The organism is Rhizobium sp. Rhizsp82, from assembly GCF_047325115.1.
Classification (GTDB): Bacteria; Pseudomonadota; Alphaproteobacteria; order Rhizobiales; family Rhizobiaceae; genus Rhizobium.
In genome coordinates this window covers 2,934,531-2,960,360 of sequence record NZ_CP168570.1, presented here as the reverse complement: position 1 = coordinate 2,960,360, position 25,830 = coordinate 2,934,531, and the positions used below count along the sequence as shown (strand labels likewise).

At 61.4% G+C, this 25,830-nt stretch carries 20 protein-coding genes and 1 riboswitch; of the genes, 10 read left to right on the top strand and 10 right to left on the bottom strand.

What is annotated here, in order from left to right; translation table 11 throughout:
• Nucleotides 1-97 precede the first annotated feature (97 nt).
• Nucleotides 98-1,171, bottom strand: coding sequence for a porin (locus tag ACEN84_RS19710; RefSeq protein WP_413709631.1), 1,074 nt, complete (start codon nucleotides 1,169-1,171; stop codon nucleotides 98-100).
• Between the two features lie 513 nt (nucleotides 1,172-1,684).
• A complete protein-coding gene (gene fumC / locus ACEN84_RS19705; RefSeq protein WP_413709630.1) occupies nucleotides 1,685-3,076 on the bottom strand; it encodes a class II fumarate hydratase in 1,392 nt (463 codons plus the stop codon).
• A 393-nt stretch (nucleotides 3,077-3,469) separates the two neighbouring features.
• On the opposite strand from fumC, the gene ACEN84_RS19700 reads away from it, so the two are divergent.
• Nucleotides 3,470-5,344, top strand: coding sequence for a L,D-transpeptidase family protein (locus ACEN84_RS19700; protein WP_413709629.1), 1,875 nt, complete (start codon nucleotides 3,470-3,472; stop codon nucleotides 5,342-5,344).
• 64 nt (nucleotides 5,345-5,408) lie between these two features.
• Here ACEN84_RS19700 and ACEN84_RS19695 read toward each other — a convergent pair whose 3' ends face one another.
• Nucleotides 5,409-6,116 carry an HAD family hydrolase gene (locus ACEN84_RS19695; protein ID WP_413709628.1) on the bottom strand — a complete coding sequence of 236 codons (708 nt, stop codon included), beginning with the start codon at nucleotides 6,114-6,116 and terminating at the stop codon, nucleotides 5,409-5,411.
• 195 nt (nucleotides 6,117-6,311) lie between these two features.
• Here ACEN84_RS19695 and rpiA point away from each other — a divergent pair, with 195 nt between their 5' ends.
• From rpiA to gor, 3 genes are all read left to right on the top strand, one after another.
• Nucleotides 6,312-7,010, top strand: a complete 699-nt coding sequence (gene rpiA, locus ACEN84_RS19690) for a ribose-5-phosphate isomerase RpiA (RefSeq protein ID WP_112716607.1) — start codon at nucleotides 6,312-6,314, stop codon at nucleotides 7,008-7,010.
• 17 nt (nucleotides 7,011-7,027) lie between these two features.
• Complete coding sequence (locus ACEN84_RS19685) at nucleotides 7,028-7,663, top strand: DUF2059 domain-containing protein (protein WP_112716605.1); 636 nt, start codon at nucleotides 7,028-7,030, stop codon at nucleotides 7,661-7,663.
• A gap of 117 nt (nucleotides 7,664-7,780) precedes the next feature.
• Nucleotides 7,781-9,166: a glutathione-disulfide reductase gene (gene gor, locus ACEN84_RS19680; protein WP_413709627.1), complete on the top strand. Its 1,386-nt coding sequence runs from the start codon at nucleotides 7,781-7,783 to the stop codon at nucleotides 9,164-9,166.
• A gap of 3 nt (nucleotides 9,167-9,169) precedes the next feature.
• Here the strand turns inward: gor and ACEN84_RS19675 are convergent, their stop codons facing one another.
• Nucleotides 9,170-10,468: a pilus assembly protein TadG-related protein gene (locus ACEN84_RS19675; protein WP_413709626.1), complete on the bottom strand. Its 1,299-nt coding sequence runs from the start codon at nucleotides 10,466-10,468 to the stop codon at nucleotides 9,170-9,172.
• 300 nt (nucleotides 10,469-10,768) lie between these two features.
• On the opposite strand from ACEN84_RS19675, the gene ACEN84_RS19670 reads away from it, so the two are divergent.
• Nucleotides 10,769-12,142: a class II 3-deoxy-7-phosphoheptulonate synthase gene (locus ACEN84_RS19670; RefSeq protein ID WP_112716599.1), complete on the top strand. Its 1,374-nt coding sequence runs from the start codon at nucleotides 10,769-10,771 to the stop codon at nucleotides 12,140-12,142.
• A 49-nt stretch (nucleotides 12,143-12,191) separates the two neighbouring features.
• Here ACEN84_RS19670 and ACEN84_RS19665 read toward each other — a convergent pair whose 3' ends face one another.
• Nucleotides 12,192-13,919, bottom strand: coding sequence for a pilus assembly protein TadG-related protein (locus ACEN84_RS19665; protein WP_413709625.1), 1,728 nt, complete (start codon nucleotides 13,917-13,919; stop codon nucleotides 12,192-12,194).
• Entirely contained in the window at nucleotides 13,920-14,342 is a 423-nt protein-coding gene (locus tag ACEN84_RS19660) for a TadE/TadG family type IV pilus assembly protein (protein ID WP_112716595.1), read from the bottom strand.
• 301 nt (nucleotides 14,343-14,643) lie between these two features.
• Between ACEN84_RS19660 and ACEN84_RS19655 the strand changes: the two genes are divergently transcribed.
• On the top strand, nucleotides 14,644-15,039 hold the full coding sequence (locus tag ACEN84_RS19655; RefSeq protein ID WP_112716591.1) for a GFA family protein: 396 nt from the start codon (nucleotides 14,644-14,646) through the stop codon (nucleotides 15,037-15,039).
• Here the strand turns inward: ACEN84_RS19655 and ACEN84_RS19650 are convergent.
• Nucleotides 15,036-15,569 (bottom strand): DUF1003 domain-containing protein, encoded by a 534-nt coding sequence (locus ACEN84_RS19650; protein ID WP_130278182.1) that lies wholly within the window; start codon nucleotides 15,567-15,569, stop codon nucleotides 15,036-15,038. The genes ACEN84_RS19655 and ACEN84_RS19650 overlap by 4 nt on opposite strands.
• Before the next feature lie 80 nt (nucleotides 15,570-15,649).
• Nucleotides 15,650-17,539 carry an LTA synthase family protein gene (locus ACEN84_RS19645; protein WP_413709624.1) on the bottom strand — a complete coding sequence of 630 codons (1,890 nt, stop codon included), beginning with the start codon at nucleotides 17,537-17,539 and terminating at the stop codon, nucleotides 15,650-15,652.
• A gap of 242 nt (nucleotides 17,540-17,781) precedes the next feature.
• Between ACEN84_RS19645 and ACEN84_RS19640 the strand changes: the two genes are divergently transcribed.
• From ACEN84_RS19640 to bluB, 4 genes are all read left to right on the top strand, one after another.
• Nucleotides 17,782-19,464 carry an NAD+ synthase gene (locus ACEN84_RS19640; protein ID WP_413709623.1) on the top strand — a complete coding sequence of 561 codons (1,683 nt, stop codon included), beginning with the start codon at nucleotides 17,782-17,784 and terminating at the stop codon, nucleotides 19,462-19,464.
• Nucleotides 19,465-19,548: 84 nt separating this feature from the next.
• Complete coding sequence (locus ACEN84_RS19635; protein ID WP_413709622.1) at nucleotides 19,549-20,262, top strand: NYN domain-containing protein; 714 nt, start codon at nucleotides 19,549-19,551, stop codon at nucleotides 20,260-20,262.
• Nucleotides 20,263-20,292: 30 nt separating this feature from the next.
• Nucleotides 20,293-21,108, top strand: a complete 816-nt coding sequence (locus ACEN84_RS19630; RefSeq protein WP_413709621.1) for a TolB family protein — start codon at nucleotides 20,293-20,295, stop codon at nucleotides 21,106-21,108.
• 32 nt (nucleotides 21,109-21,140) lie between these two features.
• Nucleotides 21,141-21,322, top strand: a riboswitch (cobalamin riboswitch).
• A gap of 42 nt (nucleotides 21,323-21,364) precedes the next feature.
• Nucleotides 21,365-22,048, top strand: coding sequence for a 5,6-dimethylbenzimidazole synthase (gene bluB, locus ACEN84_RS19625; RefSeq protein ID WP_413709620.1), 684 nt, complete (start codon nucleotides 21,365-21,367; stop codon nucleotides 22,046-22,048).
• A 33-nt stretch (nucleotides 22,049-22,081) separates the two neighbouring features.
• Here the strand turns inward: bluB and ACEN84_RS19620 are convergent, their stop codons facing one another.
• Entirely contained in the window at nucleotides 22,082-23,179 is a 1,098-nt protein-coding gene (locus ACEN84_RS19620; RefSeq protein WP_413709619.1) for a DUF2865 domain-containing protein, read from the bottom strand.
• Between the two features lie 126 nt (nucleotides 23,180-23,305).
• Entirely contained in the window at nucleotides 23,306-25,618 is a 2,313-nt protein-coding gene (locus ACEN84_RS19615) for an NADP-dependent malic enzyme (RefSeq protein ID WP_130278189.1), read from the bottom strand.
• Between the last annotated feature and the right edge of the window lie 212 nt (nucleotides 25,619-25,830).

The window sequence follows — 25,830 nt, the reverse complement described above, 5'->3', positions numbered from 1 at the left end:
GAAATGCAATGCAATGCGGACGCGCAGACGTTCGGCCGCGGCAAAAAGCCCGCCCGGCAGAGCCGGACGGGCCTCGATCCGAAGGAGTCAGATCAGATTAGAATGCACGCTGCAGGCGGAAGAAGCCCTGGACGAAGTCCGTGTCTTCAGCTGCATCGTGGTCACGCTTGACGTAGGTTGCGGTGAACTTGGACGAGAGGTTGTCGACGATCTGGTAGTCGAGCGTAACGCCAACACGCAGTTCGTTGCCCGAGTCATATTCGCCATCGACTTGATCGATGTTGTCCGTGTACTGGACGCCAGGCGTGATCGTGAACTTGTCAGTTGCCTTGACAGCGTACTGAGCAGCCACGGACCATTCACCCTTGGTGAAGTAAGCACTCGGGCCGCTGGACCAGATTGCAGCGAGGCCAAGCGTGCCCGGGCCGACGGCAACGCCGAGCTTAGCGCGGACTGCGCCGTCTTCTGCGTCAACGTCATAACCGCCGAGCAACTCGTAGGTGAAGTCGCCGACCTTGCCGCCAACGGCAGCGTCGATACCGATGTCGTTGCCACCATGCTGCCAGGCAGCAAAGTCGCTTACGCCGCCAACTTCTTCAACCGCAATACCGGCGTAGAAGCTGCCTGCTTCATACTGGTAACGGATGGTGTTGAAGCTCGTCGTGCCGGAGTTGGTCACGTCGAACTCGCCCGAGAAGTCGTTATCCCACCAGTTGAGCATCTTACCGACGCGCAGACCTGCGATGTCGATGTAGGCCTGATCGAGCGACATCTCATTCGACGCACCACCGAGGCTGGCGGTATCGATACCCTTCATCGCGTTCGGGCGGAAGTTGTACTGATAGACGATGACGCCGGTAAGCGGGCCGTATTCAGTGTCACTCTTGGAGGTGAACTGAACCTGTGCGCGGGTGCGGACGTTCCAGTCTTCGAGGCCGCCGTTTTCGAAGCCTTCGCCGAAGCCGTAGTTGACGTCGAAACGGATGTAGCCGTTGATTTTCAGGCAGGTTTCGGTGCCCGGGATGTAGAAGTAGCCGGTGCCGTAAGCGTCGCAGACGCGAACGTATTCGACGGCTTCCGGTTCAGCGGCGACGATGGCGTCTGCGGCGTGAGCGCCGGAAACTGCTGCGAGAGCCGCAGCGGAGCCAAGGAGAAGGCTCTTGATGTTCATGGATAACCTCCAATTCAAAGTTTCGATTGGACCGGGATTTTTTGCCAACGGCATTCCCTCTCCCGGACCTTGTTTTTGAGAAGAAGGTGGCATGCCCCCGACTTCGAGGCGGTGGGTACAGGGCAAACCAAACGTCAAAATTACAAGTTTGTCACAAGGCGTTGTAAAGTATCGATGTTGCGTATTTATCACGCGTTTATATATATAAACGTCAACGTACAGTAATATACTTAACTATAGGTGATATATTATAAGTTTATAATGAATCCTTATGTTGAGTTTGTATTTCGTTATATATTGCTATACTGCGCGAGTATGCGAATCTTAATCTTATTTTTTAAAGTCCGCGCGGTTTTATACATACGTCATGGTGTCGCGTTAGACACGCTGCCGGGCAAACCCAAGGCCCGTTTATGCCGGGAAAAACGGCGAAAGGCTCGCGAAGTGACCTCCGCGAGCCTTTCTTGTCTGGGCGTTCGGCCGTGTTGCTGCGTCAGCGAATCGCGCCTGCGCTTATTTCGGGCCGATCATCTGTTCGGGGCGGACGACGGCATCGTATTGCTCGGCGGTGACCAGGCCGCTGGCGAGAGCCTCTTCCTTTAGCGTCGTGCCGTTCTTGTGGGCGGTCTTGGCGATCTTGGCGGCGTTGTCGTAGCCGATGGTCGGGGCGAGTGCGGTCACCAGCATCAGCGAGCGTTCCAGTCCGGCCTTGATATTGTCTTCGCGCGCCTCGATGCCGACGACGCAATTGTCGGTGAAGGAGACCGCGGCGTCACCGAGCAGCTGAACCGACTGCAGGAAATTATAGGCCATCATCGGATTGTAGACGTTGAGCTCGAAATGGCCCTGGCTGTCGGCGAAGGTCAGTGCCGCGTGATTGCCGAAGACGTGGATGCAGACCTGGGTCAGCGCTTCGCACTGGGTAGGGTTGACCTTGCCCGGCATGATCGACGAACCCGGTTCGTTTTCCGGCAGCGCCAGTTCGCCGAGACCGGCGCGCGGGCCGGAACCGAGCAGGCGGATGTCGTTGGCGATCTTGAAGAGTGCGGCGGCAGCGGCGTTGATGGCGCCATGGCTGAAGACCATGCTGTCATGCGAGGCCAGCGCTTCGAACTTGTTCGGGGCGGTCACGAAGGGCAGGTGGGTGATTCCTGCAATTTCCTCGGCCACCTTTTCGGCGAAGCCAACCGGCGCGTTAAGGCCGGTGCCGACGGCGGTGCCGCCCTGGGCGAGTTCGCAGAGGCCGGGAAGGGTCATCTCGATACGCTTGATCGCCGATCCTACCTGCGCCGCGTAACCCGAAAATTCCTGGCCGAGCGTCAGCGGGGTCGCGTCCTGTGTATGGGTACGGCCAATCTTGATGATATGATTGAACTCGACGACCTTCATGTCGAGCGCCGCATGAAGGTGCTTCAGCGAGGGCAGCAGATGGTGGGCGATCTGCTCGGCGCATGCGATGTGCATTGCCGTTGGATAGGTGTCGTTCGACGACTGACTCATATTGACGTGATCGTTCGGATGGACGGGCTTCTTCGAGCCCATCTCGCCGCCGAGCATTTCGATTGCCCGGTTGGAGATCACTTCATTGGCATTCATATTGGATTGCGTGCCCGAACCGGTCTGCCAGACGACGAGCGGGAAGTGGTCGTTGAGCTTGCCGTCGATAACTTCGTGCGCCGCATCGGTGATCGCCTTGCCGATCGCGGGGTCTAGCTGGCCGAGCTCGACATTGACGCGGGCGGCCGCCTGCTTGACGATGCCGAGCGCCCGGACGATCGACAGCGGCTGCTTTTCCCAGCCGATCTTGAAGTTTCCGAGCGAGCGCTGCGCCTGCGCGCCCCAGTAACGGTCGCTCGCCACTTCGATCGGGCCAAAGGTGTCTGTTTCGGTACGGGTCGCGCTCATGGCTGTCGCCTTCCTCTCGCTGACTTAAGGATACGCGTCTTATATGCCTGCCAACGGCGCAAGAAAACCGGTTGCGGCCCTAAAACATGAAGGTGTTTTTCATGTTTTGGCGCCTTTGTGACGTGGCATTTGGGACACGGCCGGAATTTTATACCAAACGGCGGGAAAAACGGACTTTGGCGCCGGTGCGAAATTGAGTAAAAAATTAACTAATAATTTCATAATTTTGTGTGAACTGCCTGGCGTCGCTGCTTCGGGTTACGTCACGCAAAGTTGAGTCGTCCGGCGCTGGCGGCGCAGGCCGGATTCTGCCAATGAGCAGATAGCCAGGCGGTACGAATTTGAATGGGCTTTGCCCCGCCAAGACAGCATGACACTGGGACTGGAAAAAGCATGACATCGTTTTTCAAGGGTGCGGTCTCCGCACTGGCACTTTCCTGCGGCTTTGCGGCTCTCGCTGCACCCGCGCATGCCTATACGCTGATGGACATGATCCGTGGCGACCGGCAGCGCACCCAGAGCACGATCATCGATCCTTCCAATCCGGCGCAGATGCCGACGATGCAGCCGCCGGTCAACGCGCCGCTGCCGAAGGTGACCGCACCGACCTATTATACCTATAAGCCGGACCCGATGCGTCTGGTGAACACCGCGAAGTTTGCGGATCCGGTTGTAACCGGTGCCGTCGTCGATGCGTCCGCAACGTCGGGCGACCAGTTGGGCGTTCAGCGACGCTATCTCGCCGATGCCAAGGTTCGCGCTGACGCCAATGTCGCGAAGTCGCTGGAAACTTATTACGGCGATACCAAGAACCCGCTTGTCTGGGTGACCGGCACCGAAGTCAACGATCGCGCCAAGGCGGCGATGGGCTTCCTGGCAAACGCCGGCACCGTCGGCCTCGACCCCGCCGATTATGCCGTCAACCTTCCGGCTGCCGATCCGGCCAATCCGGACCCGACGGTTCGCGATCACGCGCTGACGCAGTTCGAGCTCGAGCTCTCGTCGAAGGTTCTGGCCTATGTCCAGGACACGGTGCGCGGCCGCATCGATCCCAACAAGCTGTCCGGCTATCACGATTTCAAGCGCAAGGTCGTCAATCTCGATCCGGTACTGAAGCTTGCCCGCATGAGCCCGGATGTCGGCGCCTATCTCGCCAGCCGCAGCCCGGATGGACGCGAGTTCGACATCCTGAAGAAGGAACTTGCCAAGCTGAAGGCTGAAGGCGGCGACCAGGAGCAGATCACCATCTCGCTCAGCGGTCTGCTGCGCCCGGGCGACAGCTCGCCTGAAGTTGCCAACATCGTCAAGGCCGTCGGCAAGCATGGTTCGGAAGCGCTGAAGACCCAGCATGCGGCGATGCTTGCCGCTTACACCGGCGCTCCCGAATATTCGCCCGACGTTGTGTCGCTGGTCGAAGACTTCCAGAAGGAGCATGGCCTGAAGCCTGACGGCGTCATCGGCCAGGCGACCGTCCGCGTCATGACCGGCGGCGACAGCAATACGGCAAAGATCAACAAGCTCGTCGTGGCCATGGAACAGGCCCGCTGGCTGCCGGAAGATCTCGGTCCCCGCTACGTGATGATCAATCAGCCGGCCTTCATGGTCTATTACCACAACGACAACAAGGAACAGCTGTCGATGCGGGTGGTGGTCGGCCAGCCGTCGCACCAGACGTTCTTCTTCGAAGACCAGATCCAGACGGTCGAGTTCAACCCGTTCTGGGGCGTTCCGCAGTCGATCATCATCAACGAGATGCTGCCGAAGCTGCGCGCCGACCCGAACTATCTCGACCGCATGGGCTATGAAGTCGCCGTCAACGGCCGCGCCGTTCCGTCGTCCAGCGTCGACTGGTACGGCTCGACGTCCAATGTTTCGGTGCGCCAGCCACCGAGCGGTGACAATGCTCTCGGCGAACTGAAGATCCTGTTCCCGAACGTCCATGCGATCTACATGCATGACACGCCGCAGCGCAGCTTCTTCAAGCGTGACATGCGCGCGCTCAGCCACGGCTGCGTTCGTCTTGCCGATCCGCGTGCGATGGCGGCCGCCGTGCTGAACACGACGGTCGACGATGTCGCCAAGCAGATCGCCGGCGGCCAGAACAAAGCCGTGTCCGTGCCGCAGCGGATCCCGATCTACATCGCCTACTTCACAGCCTGGCCGAACAAGGACGGCAATGTTGAATATTTCAACGACGTCTATGATCGCGATACCTACACGATGAAGGCCTTCGACATCACCAGCAAGGCGCGTGGCGCTCAGATCTGAGCCGTCAGGTATTCATGAAAAAGGCGGCCGGTGGCCGCCTTTTTTGTTTGCTCTGATCGCCGGCTTAGACGGCCTGCGCGGTCTTGTTGCTTGCCGCGTAATCGCGGATCAACGCGTTGGCGAAGTCGGGCGTCAGGTCATCGAAGTGCTGGATGATCCGGGTGGGCTCCAGGCTTTCGATCGGCACATCCGAATAACCGAAGGGGACGCCGATCGAGGCGACGGCGGCGTTCTTGGCAACGGCGATGTCGTTGAAGCTGTCACCGACCATGATGCTGCGCTCGGGCGTGCCGCCGGCCTTTTCGATCGTCCCGAGCAGGTGGCGGGCGTCGGGCTTGCGGACCGGGAAGGTATCGCCGCCGGTGATCGCTGCGAAATAATGCGTGAGGCCGAGCGCGTCGATCAGCGTGCGCGCCAGTGATTCCAGCTTGTTGGTGCAGACGGCGAGCGTGAAGCCGTTTGCCTTAAGATTGTCCATCGCGGCGATCAGGCCCGGATAGGGCTTGGTGTGGCCGGGCATGGTCGAGCTGTAATGCGCGATGAAGCGCTGCAGCAGCGGCCCGGACTCGTCTTCGGTCAGCGGATGGCCGTGCAGCTTGCAGGCGCGCTCGATCATCACCTTGGCGCCGTGGCCGACGAGATGGGTGAGGTCGTCATAGCTGACCGGCGCAAGGCCGATCGAGGCAATCGTGTGGTTCAGGCTGTCAATGAGATCGGCATGCGTGTCGAGCAGCGTGCCGTCGAGATCGAATACGACAAGGGCAGGGGTCAAAGTCTATTGCCTCTTCATGAAATGCTGATGGTCCGGAGTAGGGTAAGGAGGCCGGAAAAGCAACGCCAAGACTAGCTTTTGGCGGGTGGGCGCGGATGCTTCCGCTTTTCAGTTTGCTACGGTTATTTTGGCTTTCGTTTGGCAAACGAGCCGTGTAAACAGCACATCCAACGAAACAATCGGAGTAAGCGGCGCATGGATGCCCGCGAAATGAAGATCAAGGCCGCCGAGGTGGCGCTGACCCATGTGGAAAGCGGCATGCGCCTCGGAATCGGTACGGGGAGCACTGCGGAGGAATTCGTCCGGCTGCTGGCGGAAAAGGTCGCCGGGGGCTTCAAGGTCGAAGGCGTTCCGACATCCGAACGCACGGCGCGGCTCTGCGTCGAACTCGGCGTTCCCCTGAAATCGCTCGACGAACTGCCGGAGCTCGATCTGACGATCGATGGCGCCGACGAGGTCGATGGTGCCTTGCGGCTGATCAAGGGCGGCGGCGGTGCGCTGCTGCGCGAAAAGATCGTCGCTGCCGCGTCCGGGCGTATGGTCGTCATTGCCGACGAGAGCAAGCTGGTCGAGACGCTCGGCCGCTTCCCGCTGCCGATCGAAGTCAATCCTTTCGGCCTCGTTTCGACGCGCATGGCGATCGAAAAAGTGGCAAGCAAGCTCGGGCTGACGGGCGGACTTTCGCTGCGCCGTTCCGGCGACGGCGATTTCATGACGGATGGCGGCCATCACATCATCGATGCATCATTTGGCCGTATTCCTGATGCAGAGGCGCTCTCGAGCGAGCTGAACTCGATACCCGGTGTCGTTGAGCACGGGCTTTTTCTCAATATGGCGGCACTTGCGATCATTGCTGGTCCTTCCGGTGCACGCACGCTGCAGGCGAACAGATAACAGGAGCACTGAAACTCATGAAGAAATTTGCAGGTCTTGGCCGTATCGCCGCTGCGACCGTTATTCTCTCCAGCTTCGCTTTCGGTACCGCCGTCAAGGCTCAGGAAGTTACGGACGAGCAGCTGAAGGCAGCGCGCGCGGCAATCGCTGCGATCGGCGCCACCGCTCAGTTCGACAACATCCTGCCGGGCCTCGCCGAACGCCTGAAGGCCGGCCTGATCCAGGATTCGCCGAACTACGAAGACCAGATCTCGCAGACGGTCGATGCGACGGCGCTTGCTCTGGCGCCGCGCCGCGCCGATCTCGAGAAGGAAGCCGCAACCAACTACGCCAAGGCCTTCACGGTCGAAGAGCTGAAGGCGATTGCCGATTTCTACAGCTCCGACGTCGGCAAGAAGCTGCTCAAGGACGGCCCGATCGCTTCGCGCGAAACCAACCGCGCTGCCGACATCTGGGCACAGGGCATTGCCCGCGACCTGCAGAAGAACGCCAGCGACGAGCTGAGCAAGGTCATCAAGGTCGAGCCGGTACAGCTCGATACGCCGGCTGCAGCACCGGCCGATGCCCCGGCCGCCCAGGCGCCTGCAAAGGCTCCGGCCAAGGCTCCTGCAAAGGCTCCGGCACCGGCCCTGAACCTGCAGACCCCGCAATAAGCATCTTCACAATCCGCATGACAAAAGCCCGGCTCTCGCCGGGCTTTTGTTTTGGCGGCGACCGATACTATATGCAGGGTCATTGTCCCTCCCGATTCCCAAACGGAGCATTCCCCCATGTCCTCATATGATTACGACCTCTTCGTCATTGGTGGCGGTTCGGGAGGCGTAAGAGGCGCGCGCGTCGCCGCCTCGCTCGGCAAGAAGGTGGCGATCGCCGAGGAATATCGCTACGGCGGCACCTGCGTCATCCGCGGCTGCGTGCCGAAGAAGCTGTTCGTCTATGCCTCGCAGTATCATGAGCATTTCGAGGACGCGGCCGGTTTTGGCTGGACCGTCGGCGAGAGCAGCTTCGACTGGAAGAAGCTGAGCGCCGCCAAGGACGTCGAGATCGCCCGGCTTGAAGGTCTCTACAAGAAGGGGCTCTCCAATGCGAACGCAGAAATCCTCGAAACGCGCGCCGAACTGATCGATCGCCATACGGTGCGCCTGGTCAAGACCGGGCAGACGGTGACGGCGAAGACGATCGTGATTGCGACCGGTGGTCGCCCGAATGAGCACAGGGCGCTTCCCGGCTACGAACTTTGCATCTCCTCCAACGAGGCCTTCCATCTCGACGAGCTGCCGAAGTCGATCGTCATTGCCGGCGGCGGCTATATCGCCGTCGAATTCGCCAATGTCTTCCATGGCCTCGGCGTCGAGACGACGCTGATCTATCGTGGTGCTGAAATCCTGTCGCGCTTCGACCATGACCTGCGCCGCGGCCTGCATGAGGCGATGGTCGCCAAGGGGATCCGCATTCTCTGCCATGACGTGATCGAGAAGGTCTCGAAGGGCGCCGATGGCCTTGTCGTCGAGACGAAGAATAACGGTACGCTGAATGCCGGCGTGGTGATGCTGGCGCTCGGCCGCGATCCGAATACCGAAGGCCTCGGCCTCGAGGCGGCCGGCGTGAAGACCGATGCGCGGGGCGCTGTTGTCGTCGACGAATATTCGCGCACCAGCGTCGATAACATCTACGCGCTCGGCGATGTCACCGACCGGGTACAGCTGACGCCGGTGGCGATCCACGAGGCGATGTGCTTCATCGAGACCGAATACAAGAACAACCCGACCAAGCCGGATCACGAGACGATCGCGACCGCCGTCTTCTCGCAGCCCGAAATCGGCACCGTCGGCCTGACGGAAGAGGCGGCGGCCAAGGCCTACAAGGAAATCGAGGTCTACCGCGCGCAGTTCCGGCCGCTGAAGGCGACGCTGTCAGGCCGCGGCGAGAAGATGCTGATGAAGCTGATCGTCGATGCGGCGAGCCGCAAGGTGATCGGTGCGCATATCCTCGGTCACGACGCTGGCGAAATGGCGCAGATCCTCGGTATCACGCTGAAGGCTGGATGCACCAAGGACGATTTCGACCGCACCATGGCGGTTCATCCGACTGCGGCGGAAGAGCTCGTCACCATGTATGCGCCGAGCTACCGCATCGTCGACGGCCAGAAGGTCTGACGGTCAGCTGGTGATCCGCGGCATGCGGATCACCTTCAGGAAAAGCGCGTTCATCGCCTGGGCGATACCATCGGTTGGGGTCACCTCGAAATAGAGGCCGGGCGAGGCGCACTCTGCCATCTTGGTCGGGATCTGGCTCTGGAAGGGCTTGATCCAGCTGTTGTACCAGCTGTTGTTCGGCAGGGGCAGGTAGGTGGTGTAGAGCACGGCGATCTTGATGCCCTTGTCCTTCAGCGGCTTGCAGAAGGAAGTGTCGATCGGCTCCTGGCAGCGGCCGCCCGTCGTCGCCTTTGTGCAGGTGCTTGGCTTGTAGCTGTCGCCGACGCCATCGGAGACGAAAAACAGGATCTTCTGCGGCTGGGTCTGCGTGTTACCATCGCCCTGATCGCCGATGATCGTCTTCATCTGCGTCAGCGCGTTGTCGAAGCTGGTCTGCTGGTCGTTGTTGTAGCCCTGGTAGGGGATCGACATCAGGTCGACCGCATTGGTGTAGTTCGCCACCTTGTCGAGATCGGTGATCGGGCTGGAGATCGTCGTCAGGTTGGCGTCCTGGGCGCGCTGGCCGAACGTATAGACACCCATGGAAAACTGATTGTCGCTGACGCGCTGGGTCTTGGCGGTCTGGGTCAGCTGCTGCGTTGCCTGGCGCACGACGTCGATGCGCAGCGTCACATTGTTCTTCTTGGCGAGATTGTAATAGCTGTTGGGGTCCTCGACGCCGGCATCGGAGACGACATGGCAGGCGAAGGCGCAGGTATCGGGCGTCTTCTTTTCCATCGTCGCGACATCGGTCGGCGTGGCGCCGACGCCCATCGAGGGGGTGTTGTCGAGCAGGATGTAGAAATTCATGAAGGCGGCGGTCTGGAAGACCGCATTCGCCGTGCCGCTGATGTCGATGGTGTTGCGGCCGAAGATCTGCATGAAGGTCGTCGGGACCGAGGCGCTGAAGGTCACCTGCGAGTTCAGCTGGTTGGAGACCTTGTTGACCTGGATGTCGACATTGACATTGCTGGCCGTCAGTTCGCCCTGCATCTGCGACATGAAGATGCTGCGGGCGTCGGTCTGGCCGACCGTGAGCGCGCCGTCGCCGCTCATGGTCATCGCCTGGGTCACGGCATTGGATTTCTGTGAGATAGCGCCGACGGCGGCGGCGTCTGCAGCGGCGTAGAGCTGCGTGCGCAGGCTCATCGCGTGGCCGTAGTCGATCGCCATGCCGGCCGAGCCGATCAGCGGCACCATGAGCAGCGCCGTCAACATCCCGAAATTGCCAGAGCGATCAGCGAGCAAACGGCGGGTAAACATGGGGCGCAGCATCCCTCTATAGGCGCGTTGAGGGCCGGCACCGCGCCGGTCCCTGGATATTGAGGGGCGTTGTAACAGGGAAAGCTAAATTGCTCGCAAAATGATGTGGTATAGTTTGTCTTAACGGCCGGGATTGAAGAGTGGCTGCGGCATTCCTTTATATGCTGCAAAACGTCGTTCTTTGCGCCTGAAACTGTCTGAAACGCCGCTAGGCAAGTCGGACCTAAAGGTTTATAAGCCGCCGTTATTCTCTAGGGACAAAGACGCCGGATGGTGTCCGGCGCAATAAAGGTGAGTAAGATGGCACAGACTTGGACCCCGAGCAGTTGGCGGCAAAAACCGATCCAGCAGGTTCCGGAATATCCGGACGCAGCCGCGTTGGCGGCAACGGAAGCCCAGCTTGCCACCTATCCGCCGCTGGTTTTTGCCGGTGAGGCCCGCCGCCTCAAGAAGCAGCTCGCAAGCGTTGCCAATGGTGATGCGTTCCTGCTGCAGGGCGGCGATTGCGCCGAGAGCTTCGCCGAACACGGCGCCGACAACATCCGCGACTTCTTCCGCGCCTTCCTGCAGATGGCCGTCGTGCTGACCTATGGCGCGCAGCTGCCTGTCGTCAAGGTCGGCCGTATCGCCGGTCAGTTCGCCAAGCCGCGTTCGTCGAACATCGAAACGATGAACGGCGTGTCGCTGCCGAGCTACCGCGGCGACGTCATCAACGGCATCGAATTCACCGAGGAAGCCCGCATTCCGAACCCGGAACGCCAGCTCGACGCCTACCGCCAGTCGGCGGCGACGCTGAACCTGCTGCGCGCCTTCGCGATGGGCGGCTACGCCAATCTCGAAAACGTTCACCAGTGGATGCTCGGCTTCATCAAGGACAGCCCGCAGGCAGACCGCTACCGCAAGCTCGCTGACCGCATTTCCGAAACCATGGACTTCATGAAGGCCATCGGTATCACCGCGGAAAACCAGCCGAGCCTGCGCGAAACGGATTTCTTCACCAGCCACGAAGCGCTGCTGCTTGGCTATGAAGAAGCGCTGACCCGCGTCGATTCCACCTCGGGCGACTGGTACGCGACCTCCGGCCACATGATCTGGATCGGCGACCGCACGCGTCAGCTTGACCATGCGCATGTCGAGTATTTCCGCGGCATCAAGAACCCGATCGGCCTGAAGTGCGGTCCGTCGCTGACGCCTGACAACCTGATCGAGCTGATCGATGCGCTGAACCCGGCCAACGAAGCCGGCCGTCTGACGCTGATCTGCCGTTTTGGCCACGACAAGGTTGCCGACAACCTGCCGAAGCTGATCCGCGCCGTCGAGAAGGAAGGCCGTAAGGTTGTCTGGTCCTGCGACCCGATGCATGGCAACACGATCACGCTCAACCACTACAAGACGCGTCCGTTCGAGCGGATCCTGTCGGAAGTCGAAAGCTTCTTCCAGATCCACCGCGCCGAAGGCACGCATCCGGGCGGCATCCATATCGAGATGACCGGTAAGGACGTCACCGAATGCACCGGCGGCGCCCGCGCCGTGACGGCAGATTCGCTGTCCGACCGCTACCACACGCATTGCGACCCGCGTCTCAATGCCGACCAGGCTCTCGAACTGGCATTCCTGCTGGCCGAGCGCATGAAGGGTGGCCGCGACGAGAAGCGCATGGCCGCCAGCGCCTGATCCGGCGATATCGTGAATGATGAAAAGCCCGGCTTCGCGCCGGGCTTTTTTATTGCACCAGCACCGATTGCTGGCAGCGGGCGTCGGTGACGCGGATATCGGCTTCGCCGATCTTGATGCCGAGCATCGACAGCGTGTTGTAGAGCAGCTCATCTAAGGGCTTGGTCAGCCCGGTCAGCGTCTGCGATACCGCTGCGGTCACCGCCTTCGGCGTGCCGAGCGTCAGGGTCAGCAGCTGGACGTCGACTTCGGTATTGCCGAGCAGGCTCTGGACCGTCGAGGTCAGCGTGTCCTTGGTCGAGATGTTCTTGATCGCCTTGGCGGCGATATCGGAGGGCTGGAAGGTCAGTTTGCTCTTGTCGAGATTGCTGACGTTGACGTCGGCGATGGCGCTTGCCTTCAGGAGGCCGAGGATATCGAGAAGCGTTGCCTTGTTGACGCGCGGCTTGCTGCCGAAATTGGCGAAGGCGCTGGTATCGACATCGCCGAGCGCGATCTCGGCAACGCCGGGAACGGCCTCGACGCCGACATTGACGTTCTTCGCTCCGCCGCCGAGACACGAGATGCTGGAGAGCCTGGCTTCCGCATAGGCGACCTCGACATAGAGCGGGACGCGCAGTTTCATGCCGCCGATGATGCCGATACCGGGGACGCTGGTTTCGATCGCCAGGCGGATCTGCGGGGTGCGCACCGCCGATCCCGATGTGCCGACCGCATTTGCGGCATAGCCGACGGGCTTCTCGCCGACCGCAAGTGTAAGCTTGACATTCAGCAGGCCGGGAATGGCGCTGTTGACGTTGGCGGCGACCTGCTTCTTCTGATTGGCCGCGAGCGCCGTTGCGGAGAGGAGCTCCATGACTGTTGCATCGACCTGCAGGTTCGATCCGCTGCCGATTGCCCGCTCGCCGGTACTGCCGAGATTGAGGATATCCTCGAGCTTCACCTTGATCTGCGACGTTCCGAGTGTCTTTTCCAGCGAGCTCAGCGTCTTGTCGACAGTAGCGGGCAGGCCCGGCGTCTTGCCGAGCGTGTTCAGCAGGCGCGGATAGGAAATGTCGGTGGCCAGGAGCTCGTCATAGGTGGCGGCGCTGGCATTGATGTTGGTCGCCAGCAGATCGAGGAAGGAGAGCAGGTTGATATCTGTCGATGCGAGGCTTTCGTAGTCGACGGCCTTCAGGCTGATGCTCGTGCCAAGCAGGGCGCCGAGCAGCGCATTGAGAACGCCGTCGTTGATGCTGGCAAGGCGCGAGCCGACGGAGAAGGCGGCGACCTTGGCCGCCGATGCGGTGCCGGCGGCGCTGAGGGTCGGGGCGCTGGCGAAGATATTGGCGAAGGCGAGCTCGCCCTTCTGCGACACTGCAACTTTTACGGCATCGTATGGCTGCCTGCCGGCGACGAAGCGCTGATCGGGCGCAATGGCGAGATCGGCGAGGTAAGCGCCGGGCGCATAGCTGACCACAGCCTGGAATTGTGACAGGTCGGCGCCCTTCGGGAGCGTTCCTTTACCGGTCAGGTAGCCGTTCTCGATCGTGACGGCGGCGTCGATGCCGTTGTGCTTGAAATTGGCGAGCAGCTGTTCCGGCGCATGGTTGATGTCGGAGGCCGCGGCAATGGCGCCGATATCGCTCAACTGCTGCAGGCGGCGCTGCTGCAGCGTCAGCATGCCGTAGTCGATACCCATGCCGAGGGAGTAGACGATCAGGGGCGCGCAGATGGCAGCGCTGATGGCGATGTTGCCGCGGGTATCACGGCAAAAGCGCAGGGCATTGAACGGCATTCAGATGCCTCCCATCCGGATGGTCGCGAAGCGCCGGATCATGTGTTCGGGGAGAGGAAAAGTGTAGAGATTCCAGATCGGTAGATTGTTGGCGTCATACTCCGTCGTCACCGTGAACTGGTTGACGTTGCTGGGATCGGTGGTGACGGTGATGTGGATCTTGTCTTTCTGGAGCAGGGGATGATTGAGCGTCGACGAGGTGATGAAATTATCGACCAGCGTTTCGCGCTCCTTCGCCGATAGGCCGGCGACAGCGGTGCGGGCCGCGTCTGCGGTGATCTGCTGAACGGAATGGGCGGCGGTCAAATAAATGGCGTAGGCGATGAGCGTCAGGATGACGAGGAGGAAGATGGGCGCGACAATCGCAAATTCGATGGCGGCGGCGCCTCTTTCATTCGACCGGAAACGGTTGAATACGATCATGTTGGACCTCATGTCAGCTCGGTTGAGCTTCGTCTTATATAAGGCCGCATCTCTTAATTTTAGATTAGCTAATGAACGTGATGCGTGTGTCTCAGCTTTTCGAGCCTGCCCCATTTCGGGAAACTCGCGACCGGCGGTCAGTATTCGCCTGCAACTTTTGCTGGTTTGTGCGCGACCCTGTCCCGGCGTGGGGCGGGCGCAAGTCATCAATAATGCTGACCTTTTCCATCAAGAGATTGGATTTGACCGGGCGCGCGGCTGCAGCCAATTTCCCCTGCAGATGACGGCGGAGGATCGGACGATGGACAGGGAATATACGGGAGGCTGCGCCTGCGGTGCCGTCCGGTTTCGGAGCAGGAATAAGCCCGGGCCGGTGGTTGCCTGCCATTGCTCGCAGTGCCGGCGCCAGACCGGCCTCTATTTCACCTCAGCCGATGTACCGCTCGACGGGCTGGTGATCGACGGCCGCGAAACCCTGCACTGGTACCAGTCGAGCGAGGCGGCCGAGCGCGGCTTCTGCCGCAACTGCGGCTCCGCGCTGTTCTGGCAGCGGATCGGCTCGGATGCGGTGTCGATCCTCGCCGGTGCCTTCGACAAGCCGAGCGATCTTGCCATCGGCTATCACATCTATTGCGCCGACAAGGGTGATTTCTACGAGATCAACGACGGACTGCCGCAATATCCGGGCGCTGGCTAGATCTTCTTGGCTTCCAGGGCGGCGCTGAGGCGGGCGACATCCTCGCGAAGCGCGGTCAGTTCGGTCAGCACCCGCATATCGATCTTCTGGTGCAGCGACAGGACCTCAAGCTCCGACTTCAGATTGACCTCATAGTCCTTGGCTGCCTCGAAGCGGTCGCGTTCGGCCTGGCGGTTCTGCGACATCATGATGATCGGCGCCTGGATGGCGGCCAGCATCGACAGGATCAGGTTGAGGAAGACAAAGGGGTAGGGGTCGAAGGCACCGGTGGCGAGGATGATGGTATTGACCACGGTCCAGATGGCCAGGAAGGCGAGGAAAGCGATGATGAAGGACCAGGAGCCGCCGACGCGTGCAATGCCGTCGGCAACCCGCTGGCCGAAGGAGGATTCCGCCGAGAGTGCAGCGTTGACGTCGGTCGAGATGATTCTGCGCTCGTGAGCCTTCGCGAGGACGCGCTTCTCGATATCGCCGAGTTCGTCGGCGCTCTTGCCGAAATGCGTGTGGATGAAATTGGGAAGATTATACATGCCTGGCTCCGAAGCGTTATCGCGTCGGAGCCAGTATTCCCGCCGACCGGCGGAATGCAATGCAAATTAAAGTCTTAGGCTCAGTAGCTGGCTTCGTTGACCATCACGTGCTGCGGGAAGAAGCGGTCGAGCGTCTGCGCCTTGCCGAACATCACGTCATGCTGGAGATAACGGTAATCGCGCACCAGCGGGTCGAGCTTCTTCGGGTCGAGAACCCAATCCGGCGTGACTTCGTTCTTGCGCGTCGCCAGCTGGTAGCGGTCGATGATGTCGTATTTCTTCTGAACGCGGCCGAGGAAGCCCGTGTAATAGGGATGCTCGAAGCCGGCGAATTTCAGCAGGTTATAGGAGATCAGCGACGGGCTGATGGTGCCGACATCCTGCTTCACGCCCTTCTTGCTCGACCAGATGACCAGCGGCGTCTCGTGCTGCTGCTTCATGACGTCGAGCGGCGCCTTGCGGGTGGCCACCTGGTCCGGCATGTAGCCGGCACTCATGTAGACATTGCCGAGCGGCGGCAGGTGGTCGCCCCAGAGCACGATGATCGTTTCGCGATCGCGGTGCGAAGCCCAGTCCATCAGCATCTTCAGGCTGTCGTCGGCTTCCTTGACTCCCTGCGTATAGGTGGCGAGCGTGGCGCGGTCGGCTTCCGGGATATTGCCCTGGATGTCGATCGAGTTATGCGCGTAGCGATTGGCCTCGTAGGGGCCATGTCCCTGCAGGGTGACAGCGAAGAAGAAGAAGGGTTTGTCGAGGCCGTCGCCCTCGCGCATGATCTCCTTCATCAGCGAGTCATCGGAGGCGAAGATGCCGCGCTTTTCCATCGGCGGAAGGGTTTCCTCGGTGCGGAATTCCTCGAAGCCGAAATCCTTGTAGACCTCGTTGCGGTTCCAGAACCAGCCGCTGAACGGATGCAGCGCGCGCGCCGCATAGCCTTCGCCGCGGAAAAAGGTGGCGAGCGAGGGAATATCGCGGCGTATATACTGCTGATAGGGAATGCTGCCATAGGGCAGGAAGGCATTCGAGAAGCCAGTCAGCGCCTCGAACTCGACATTCGCGGTCATGCCGCCGAATTCCGGCGAGAAGACGTAGCCGGATTGCGAAGCGCGGATCGTCGGCATCGGGTCGGCGCTGAAATTGAGGTTCTTCAGCCGCGTCGGATCCCAGAAGGATTCGCTCATCAGCATGATCACGTCAGGCTTTTCGCGCGGGCCTGCGAGATAGCCGTAATTGCGGGCGGGGATCGCATCCAGCGCTTCGGTATTCAGCCCGGCCGGAGCCGCGACGTCGGCCATCGGCACGTTGAAGATGAAGGCCAGGATGAAACCGTTGCTGCGGTAGTTTTCCTTCTGATCCCACATCATCGGCACGACCTGCAGGCGGTCGCGGATATAGGAATATTGCGAATAATCCATCAGCGAGCCGAAGGCGGCGATAACGGGCAGGCCGAGGCAGAGGCGGCGCAGACGCGCCTGGCCCGAGAGCTTCGGGAAGGTGCGCCAGGCATAGCGCCAGCCGAAGACGATGCCGGCGGCGAGAAGCGCGATACCGATGACCAGGGCGACCGCGGTGAAGGGCCGGTCGCGGACCATCACCGGCAGAAGCTCCATGATCTGGCGGGCAAACAGGATATCCGACGGATAGAACGGGTCGGAGAGATAGTGCTGCTTCTGGTTCGAGACGAAAGCCGGGATCAGCACCAGTGGCACGACGATCAGCGCGGACTGGTGGCGGCGGCCGAATGCGGCGTCCAACGTCAGCATCAGGATGGTCAGCATCGCCACCGTGGTCATGCCGGGGCGGGCCGTCGAGGTCAGGAAATCGCCGACATCGGCAAGCGTGCTGCGGGCGATCCATTCGACGGCGATGACGCTGAGCAGCGCGATCGACAAGGTCAGCGCGACGCTGAGGACACTGCGGGCAGCCGGAGAGCGGACATTGGAGCCGAGACCAGTGGAAAGCAACGCCATTCTTCTGGCCTGCGCGGACTTCATGACCGATGCGATCAAGGGCGGACTCCAATGTCATTCCCGCCGATTTCGCGGCGTCATAAAAACTTCATCGAACTGTCACATGCCCGCCATGAACGCTAGATGAACCATTAATGTTTCCTTGCTTTTCCCTGGGATTTGAATTTTCCGCGTATCAGACACCGCCGCTTTTCATGGCGGAGCACGTTGCGGGGCGAGGACGCGCGCGCTAAATAAATGACATGACACAGGAAAACGCTCCCTTGAACACGCTCCGTATCGCCGTCGCGCAGCTGAACCCCACAGTGGGCGATGTTGCAGGAAATCTTGCGAAAGCCCGCGAGGCACGCGCCGATGCGGCACGCCAGGGCGCGGACCTTCTGCTTTTGACGGAGCTCTTCATTTCGGGCTATCCGCCAGAAGACCTGGTGCTGAAACCGGCCTTCCTGAAAGCCTGCCAGAAGGCGGTCGACGATCTCGCTGCCGATACGGCCGATGGCGGCCCGGGCGTCATCGTCGGCTTCCCCCGCCAGGGCGAAACCGGGCGGCACAATTCGGTTGCGGTCATCGACGGCGGCAAGATCCTGGTGCTGCGCGACAAGATCGACCTGCCGAATTACGGCGAGTTTGACGAGAAGCGCGTTTTCGACGAAGGCTCGATGCCGGGGCCGGTGAATTTTCGCGGCGTCAGGATCGGCGTGCCGATCTGCGAGGAAATCTGGAACGATCTCGGCGTCTGCGAGACGCTGGCCGAGAGCGGCGCCGAAATCCTGCTGGTGCCGAACGGCTCTCCCTATTATCGCGGCAAGGTGGACGTGCGCCATCAGGTGGCGCTGCGCCAGGTCATCGAGACCGGCCTACCGCTGATCTTCGCAAACCAGCTCGGCGGCCAGGACGAACTGGTCTTCGATGGCGCGAGCTTCGCCTTCAACGGCGACAAGTCGCTGGCCTTCCAGATGAGCCAGTTCGAGCCGGCGCTTGCGGTCACGACCTGGAAGCGTGGCGAGAATGGCTGGCGCTGCAGCGAAGGGCCGATGTCGCATGTTCCGGAGAAGGAGGAGGCCGATTACCGCGCTTGCCTCCTCGGCTTCCGCGACTACGTCAACAAGAACGGCTTCAAGAATGTCGTGCTCGGCCTTTCGGGCGGCATCGACTCGGCGATCTGCGCGGCGATCGCCGTCGATGCGTTGGGCGAGGAGCGGGTGCGCACCGTCATGCTGCCCTATCGCTACACGTCGGAGGATTCGCTGAAGGATGCCGCCGATTGCGCCAGGGCACTCGGCTGCCGCTACGATATCGTCCCGATCGAGGAGCCGGTGAAGGGCTTCACCTCGGCGCTTTCGGATCTCTTCGAGGGCACCGACAGCGGCATCACCGAGGAGAACCTGCAGAGCCGCGCCCGCGGCGTGATCCTGATGGCGATTTCCAACAAGTTCGGCTCGATGGTCGTCACGACGGGCAACAAGTCGGAAATGTCGGTCGGCTATGCGACGCTCTACGGCGACATGAACGGCGGCTTCAATCCGATCAAGGACCTCTACAAGATGCAGGTCTATGCGATCTCGCGCTGGCGCAACGAACATGTGCCGCCGGATGCGCTTGGTCCGTCGGGCGTCGTCATCCCGCAGAATATCATCGACAAGGCACCGTCCGCCGAGCTTCGCCCGGACCAGAAGGACCAGGATTCGCTGCCGCCTTATCCTGTTCTCGACGACATTCTCGAGTGCCTGGTCGAGAAGGAGATGGGCGTCGACGAGATTGTGGCGCGCGGACATGACGTCGCGACCGTCCACCGCGTCGAGCATCTGCTCTATCTCGCCGAATACAAGCGCCGCCAGTCGGCGCCGGGCGTGAAGATCACCAAGAAGAATTTCGGGCGTGATCGCCGCTATCCGATTACCAACCGGTTTAGAGATCGCAGTTAGCGATCGTTAACCCGATCAACCGAAAGCTGCTGACTTCCGCATCTTCCCGCGTTTCTATCGTCAGAAATGCGGGAGGTCCTGATCGTGCGTGATACGAAAGTCGCCGTCTTCATCGATACCGAAAACCTGCCGGCGCGCTCGGCGGCCGAGATCATCGACATCGCCTCGGGTTACGGACGCCTTGTCGAGCGGCGCGCCTATGGCGACTTTACACGGGAGGCTGCCCAGCCGTGGGTCGCGGCTGCCGGAAAGCATGCGCTCAGCCTGCAGACGGCGGTCAGTTCGCAATCCGGCAAGAATGGTGCGGATATCCTGCTTGCCGTCGATGCGATGGAATATCTCGGAGCCTCGACGATCGATCTCTTCTGCATTGCCAGCAGTGATCGTGACCTCGGCCATCTGGCGGCGCGTATCCGGATGCGCGGCAAGCAGGCGATCGGCCTTGGTGCGCCGAATGCTTCGAGGCTGCTGCGCGAGTCGTTTGACGATTTCTTCGAGCTGCGTCTGCTAGAGGCGCCGACGATCCTTCCGGCTCTGGCCAAGGTCGTTGCGCTGCAGCCATCACCCAGCATCCGGCCCTATATCGCGCAGGCGCTGCAGACGGCGAAGCTGAGGGAGGAAGGCTGGCTCGATATCGCCGAGCTCGGCACCCTGCTGCGGCAGGTCTATCCCGACTTCAAGGCGCAGCATTTCGGCGCTCCGAACCTCAGTTCGCTTTTGAAGCGATGCGACTTTATCGAGACACAGATGCATGGCACAAACCGCATGCAAATCAGAATGAAGCGGAACGGCAAATAGCCGGACCGCCGCACAATGCGGGAGGCATGCATGCGCAGTTCGGTCGAGATCTACAATATCCGCACCGGCCAGAGCCGGGTGGTTTTCCAGACGGAGCAGCTGATCGAGGCACCGAACTTTTCGCCCGACGGGCGCTATCTGCTGCTGAACGGCGACGGGCTGCTCTTCCGCTTGTCACCGGATGGTGAGGGCGGGCTGAAGCAGGTCGATACCGGCTTTGCCGCCGCCTGCAACAACGATCACGGCATTTCGCCCGATGGAAAGCGGTATGTGATTTCCGACAAGACGGAATATGGCAAATCCTGCATCTACACGCTTTCGGCGGAAGGTGGGGCGCCGAAGCAGGTGACCACGAACTTGCCGTCCTACTGGCACGGCTGGTCGCCCGACGGCAAGGAATTGGCCTATTGCGGTATCCGCGACGACGTCTTCGACATCTACACGATAGCGGTCGATGGCGGCGCCGAGCGGCGGCTGACGCATGGCGAGGGGCGCAATGACGGGCCGGATTATTCCTTCGACGGGCAGTGGATCTATTTCAATTCCAGCCGGACCGGGCTGATGCAGATCTGGCGCGTTCACCCCGATGGAACCGGGCTGGAGCAGGTCACGCATGACAATTACGGCAACTGGTTTGCCCATCCGTCGCCAACCAACGACCGGGTGCTGATCCTCTCCTACGATCCTGATGTTTTCGACCACCCGCGCGACCTGCATGTCAGGCTGCGGCTGATGAACATGGACGGCGGCAATCTGACGACGCTTTTCGAGCTTTTCGGCGGGCAGGGCACGATCAATGTTCCCTGCTGGTCACCGGATGGTGATGAGTTTGCCTATGTGCGCTAATTCCCGGCCACTTGAAGCGCGCCGGTAAAACGGGCAAGAGGTTCTCGTCAGGTGCCCGCCACGGCGGGAGAATCGGGAATCCGGTGGAAGACCGGAACGTGCCCAACGCTGTAAGGCTGACGCCTGCCGCATCGTGCCACTGGTTGACACCGGGAAGGCTGCGGCGGGCGGATGACGCCAAGTCAGAAGACCGGCCTGGCATCATAGACTGATCCCGCGCGGACGGCGGGTCGGTTGCGTTGTTGGGGATTTGACGATGCGACCCTTGAGCGGGGATGCGCTGCAGCGCGCATCCGCTTTTTCCGGTGACGAGCGCGATGCCGTCTACCGGGCGATCATGACCAGGCGCGACGTGCGCGACCAGTTTTTGCCGGATCCGGTACCCGAGGATGTGCTGATGCGGCTGCTTGCGGCCGCCCATCATGCGCCGTCGGTCGGCTTCATGCAGCCGTGGAATTTTATCGTCGTCGATGATGCGGCCGTGCGCCGGCGGGTATGGGAGGCGTTTGATCGCGCCAACCATGAGGCGGCCGGGATGTTCGATGGCGAGCGGCAGGCGACCTACCGGTCGCTGAAGCTCGAAGGCATCCTCAAGGCACCGCTCGGCGTCTGCATCACCTGCGATCCCTCGCGTAGCGGCGAGGTGGTCCTGGGGCGTTCGCACAATCCGCGGATGGACAGCTATTCGACCGTTTGTGCCGTGCAGAACCTGTGGCTCGCAGCGCGGGCCGAAGGCGTTGGTGTCGGCTGGGTCAGCATCTTCCGTGAGAACGAGCTCAAGGAGATCCTCGGCGTGCCCACGCATATCGAGATCGTGGCCTGGCTTTGCGTCGGCTATGTCGACGAGCTCTACCGGGAGCCGGAACTCGCCGTCAAAGGCTGGCGGCAACGGCTGCCGCTCGAGGAGCTGGTCTTCCGCGATGGCTGGGGCCGCCGCTAGGAACGGCAGACGTTCAGTGTATGCCGGCTGGTCTTAGTTCTGCTGTTGCTGCTGCGGCTGCGGGCCTGAGGTTGCCGGGTTCTTCAGATCGATGCTGCCCTGGTCGCCAGCGAGAAATTGCGGGCCGATCTGGCGGACCTTGCTGTTCTGCGGATCGTAGGGCCTGTCTGGGACCTGCACCTGTGGTGCTGCGGGCGCCGGAGCCGCCGTTGCCGGCGGCTTGGTGGTGATCGTCGTGATCGAGCCCTTCGGCGGCGGCGCGCTGGCGGTCTGGTTCTTTCGCATCTGCTCGTAATAGGCGGTCAGATTGCAGGTGCAGGACGACTTTTCGCCGGGAGCGCGGTTCTTGTAGGCGAAGGCGTTCGGCATCGCGCTGTAACGGGCGCCCGTTGCGGCCGAGACCATGTTGGCGGCGTCGGTGTTCGAAACGTCCTGATAGAAGAGCTCGGTCTCGATGCCGGGGCACATTTTCGAACAGGTCGAGGCATCGCGGCTGAAATCGATCGAGGTGGCGTTGGTGCTGATCGGGAAGAAGCCGCCGTCGCAGGTGCGCACGCACATGGTGCTGACATGCGACATCATCTCGCCGCGCGGCACGCCATATTGCGTGTTGCCTTCCTCGCCATTGCCGAGCGGGATGAACGTATCGCCGCGCATCGCCTGTTCTTCAGTGCTTGGCGCTGGTTGATAGGCGCGCTCGTCCGGTTGATAGCCCGGATCGTCGTTGCAGCCGTTGTCGTCAAGGGCGGCCATCAGCTGGCGGCGTTCGTTGATATCGCTGCCGCCGGATTCGCGCAGCTGGTTGCGGCGGTCCTGGAGGTAGTGGATGTTGTCGATCATCCGTGCTTCGGATTCCTGCAGGTCGCTGCAGTAGCCGGCATTCTCGCCGCCGATGACGACCATGCTGTCGACGGTGCAGCCGTTGCTGCGCAGGTCGTTGCGCAGCTTGCGAAGCTCAAGGTTCTGCTCGGCTATGGCGCTTGCATATTGGCGGATTTCCGGGCCGTTGCCGATCACCTGCGGCAGGTCGGCAAGACGGCCGCGCAGATCCTCGCAGATCGCACTCGTTTGGGCCGCCGCGGGCGCGGCAGCCGCAAGGAAAAGGGCAAGGGTCAGGCTTCGGCGTTTCACGGTATCATCCCGCAGCATAGTCAAACCGGAAGCGGCAGGGCATTTGCCGCATCCATCCTGTCTAGCTGCCTTCCGTTAACAAGCTAACGAAGGAATTCTAACGCATTTTTCCGATCGACCGCAAATTCACGCCGGCTGCTGTGCCTCGACGACGGCCAGAGCCGCCATGTTGACGACGCCGCGCGAGGTGACCGAAGGCGCCAGGATATGAGCCGGGAGCGCCGTGCCGAGCAGGATCGGGCCGACATGTAGGCCGTCGGTCATCGACTTGACGACGCCGAGTGTGATGTTGGCCGCATCGAGGTTCGGGAAGACCAGAAGATTGGCTTCGCCGTGCAATGTCGTGGATGGCATGACGCGCTTGCGGATCTCATCGGCAATCGCGCTTTCGCCATGCATTTCGCCATCGACTTCGAGATCAGGCGCTGCATCGCGGATCAGCTGCAGGGCGCCGCGCATCTTCGTGGCGCTCTCGCTTTCGCGCGAGCCGAAGTTGGAATGCGAGACGAGGGCGGCGCGCGGCGTGATGCCGAAGCGCTTGATTTCCTCGGCGGCAAGAACCGCCGATTCCGCCACTTCTTCGGCGCTCGGATTGAAGGTGACGTAGGTGTCGGTGAAGAAGGTCGCGCCGCGCTGCGAGATCAGCAGGCTGAGCGCCGAGAAATCACGGACATCCTTGCGCTTGCCGATGATCTGGCGAACGTCGCGCAGATGCTTCTCGTAACGTCCCTCAAGGCCGCAAATCAGCGCGTCGGCTTCGCCGCGGCGAAGCGCCAGCGCACCGATGACCGTGGTGTTGGTACGCACGATGGTGCGCGCCGCTTCCGGGATGACGCCGCGGCGGCCGACCAGCGACAGATAGAGATCGACATATTCGCGGAAGCGCGGATCGTCCTCGGGATTGATGACGGCGAAATCGGCGAGCGGACGGATACGCAGGCCGTAGCGCTGCAGGCGGGTCTCGATGACCTGCGGACGGCCGATCAGGATCGGCTCGGCAATGCCTTCTTCGATCAGCACCTGGGCGGCGCGCAGCACGCGCTCGTCTTCACCTTCAGAGAAGATGACCCGCTTTTTCTCGGCAGCCTTGGCGGCGGTGAAAATCGGCTTCATGACGAAGCCGGACCGGAAGACGAAGCGGTTCAGCTGGTCGAGATAGGCGTCGAAATCGGTGATCGGACGGCGCGCGACGCCACTTTCGGCCGCAGCCTTGGCGACGGCCGGCGCGATGCGCAGGATGAGGCGCGGGTCGAAGGGCGACGGGATCAGGTAGTTCGGCCCGAAGACCGGCGTTTCGCCGGAATAGGCGCGGGCGGCGACATCCGAAGGCTCTTCGCGGGCGAGACCGGCGATGGCGCGGACGGCTGCCATCTTCATGGCTTCGTTGATCTCCTCGGCGCCGCAATCCAGCGCGCCGCGGAAGATGAAGGGGAAGCAGAGAACGTTGTTGACCTGGTTCGGGAAGTCCGAACGTCCGGTGCAGATCATCGCATCCGGGCGGGCGGCGCGGGCGAGTTCCGGCATGATCTCCGGCGTCGGGTTGGCGAGCGCCATGATCAGCGGCTTTTCTGCCATCTGCTCCAGCAGTTCCGGCTTCAGGACGCCGGCGGCGGAGAGGCCCAGGAAGACATCGGCGCCGCCGATGTTTTCGGCGAGCGTGCGGGTGTCGCTCTTCTGCGCATAGACGGCCTTCCACTGGTCCATCAAGACGTTGCGGTCCTCGTAGACGAGGCCTTCGATGTCGTGGACCCAGATGTTTTCGCGCTTGGCGCCGAGTTCGACCAGGAGATTGAGACAGGCGAGGGCGGCAGCACCGGCGCCTGACGTGACGATCTTGACGTTGCTGATCGATTTGCCGGCCAGTTCCAGGCCGTTCAGGATTGCAGCGGCGACGATGATCGCGGTGCCGTGCTGGTCGTCATGAAAGACAGGGATGCGCATCTTCGCGCGCAGCTGCTGCTCGATCTCGAAACATTCGGGCGCCTTGATGTCTTCGAGGTTGATGCCGCCGAAGGTCGGCTCCAGTGAGGCGACGGTCGAGACCATCTGCTCGACGGTCGAGGCATCGACCTCGATATCGAAGACGTCGATATTGGCGAACTTCTTAAAGAGAACGGCCTTGCCTTCCATGACCGGCTTGGACGCGAGCGGGCCGATATTGCCGAGGCCAAGGACGGCGGTGCCGTTGGAGATGACGGCGACCAGATTGGCGCGCGACGTATAGTCGGCAGCGGTTTCCGGATCGTCGCGGATTGCCAGGCAGGGGGCGGCGACGCCCGGCGAATAGGCGAGCGCCAGGTCGCGCTGGTTGCCGAGCGGCTTGGTTGCCTGGATTTCGAGCTTGCCGGGGCGGGGATAGCGGTGGAAGAACAGCGCCTGTTCGTCGAGAGTTCCGCCTGTCAGGTTCTTCTCCGTCTTGGATTTGTCCTGATTATCCATTGCCTTCTCCAATGCCGCAGTCATGTCGTTTGAAGACTTCTCCATACAACAATCGGCGTGGCTGGACAGTGAGAATTTGAGCTCAAAAGCGGAAAACTCTTATGCCCGCGCCATGCGTCAAACAACCGCGCTGTCATCTTCCTGAAACACGAGTCTGGTTTTGGAAGGCCAGATGAACGATGGGGCATGGGCAGGAAGCCTGTGAAGGATAT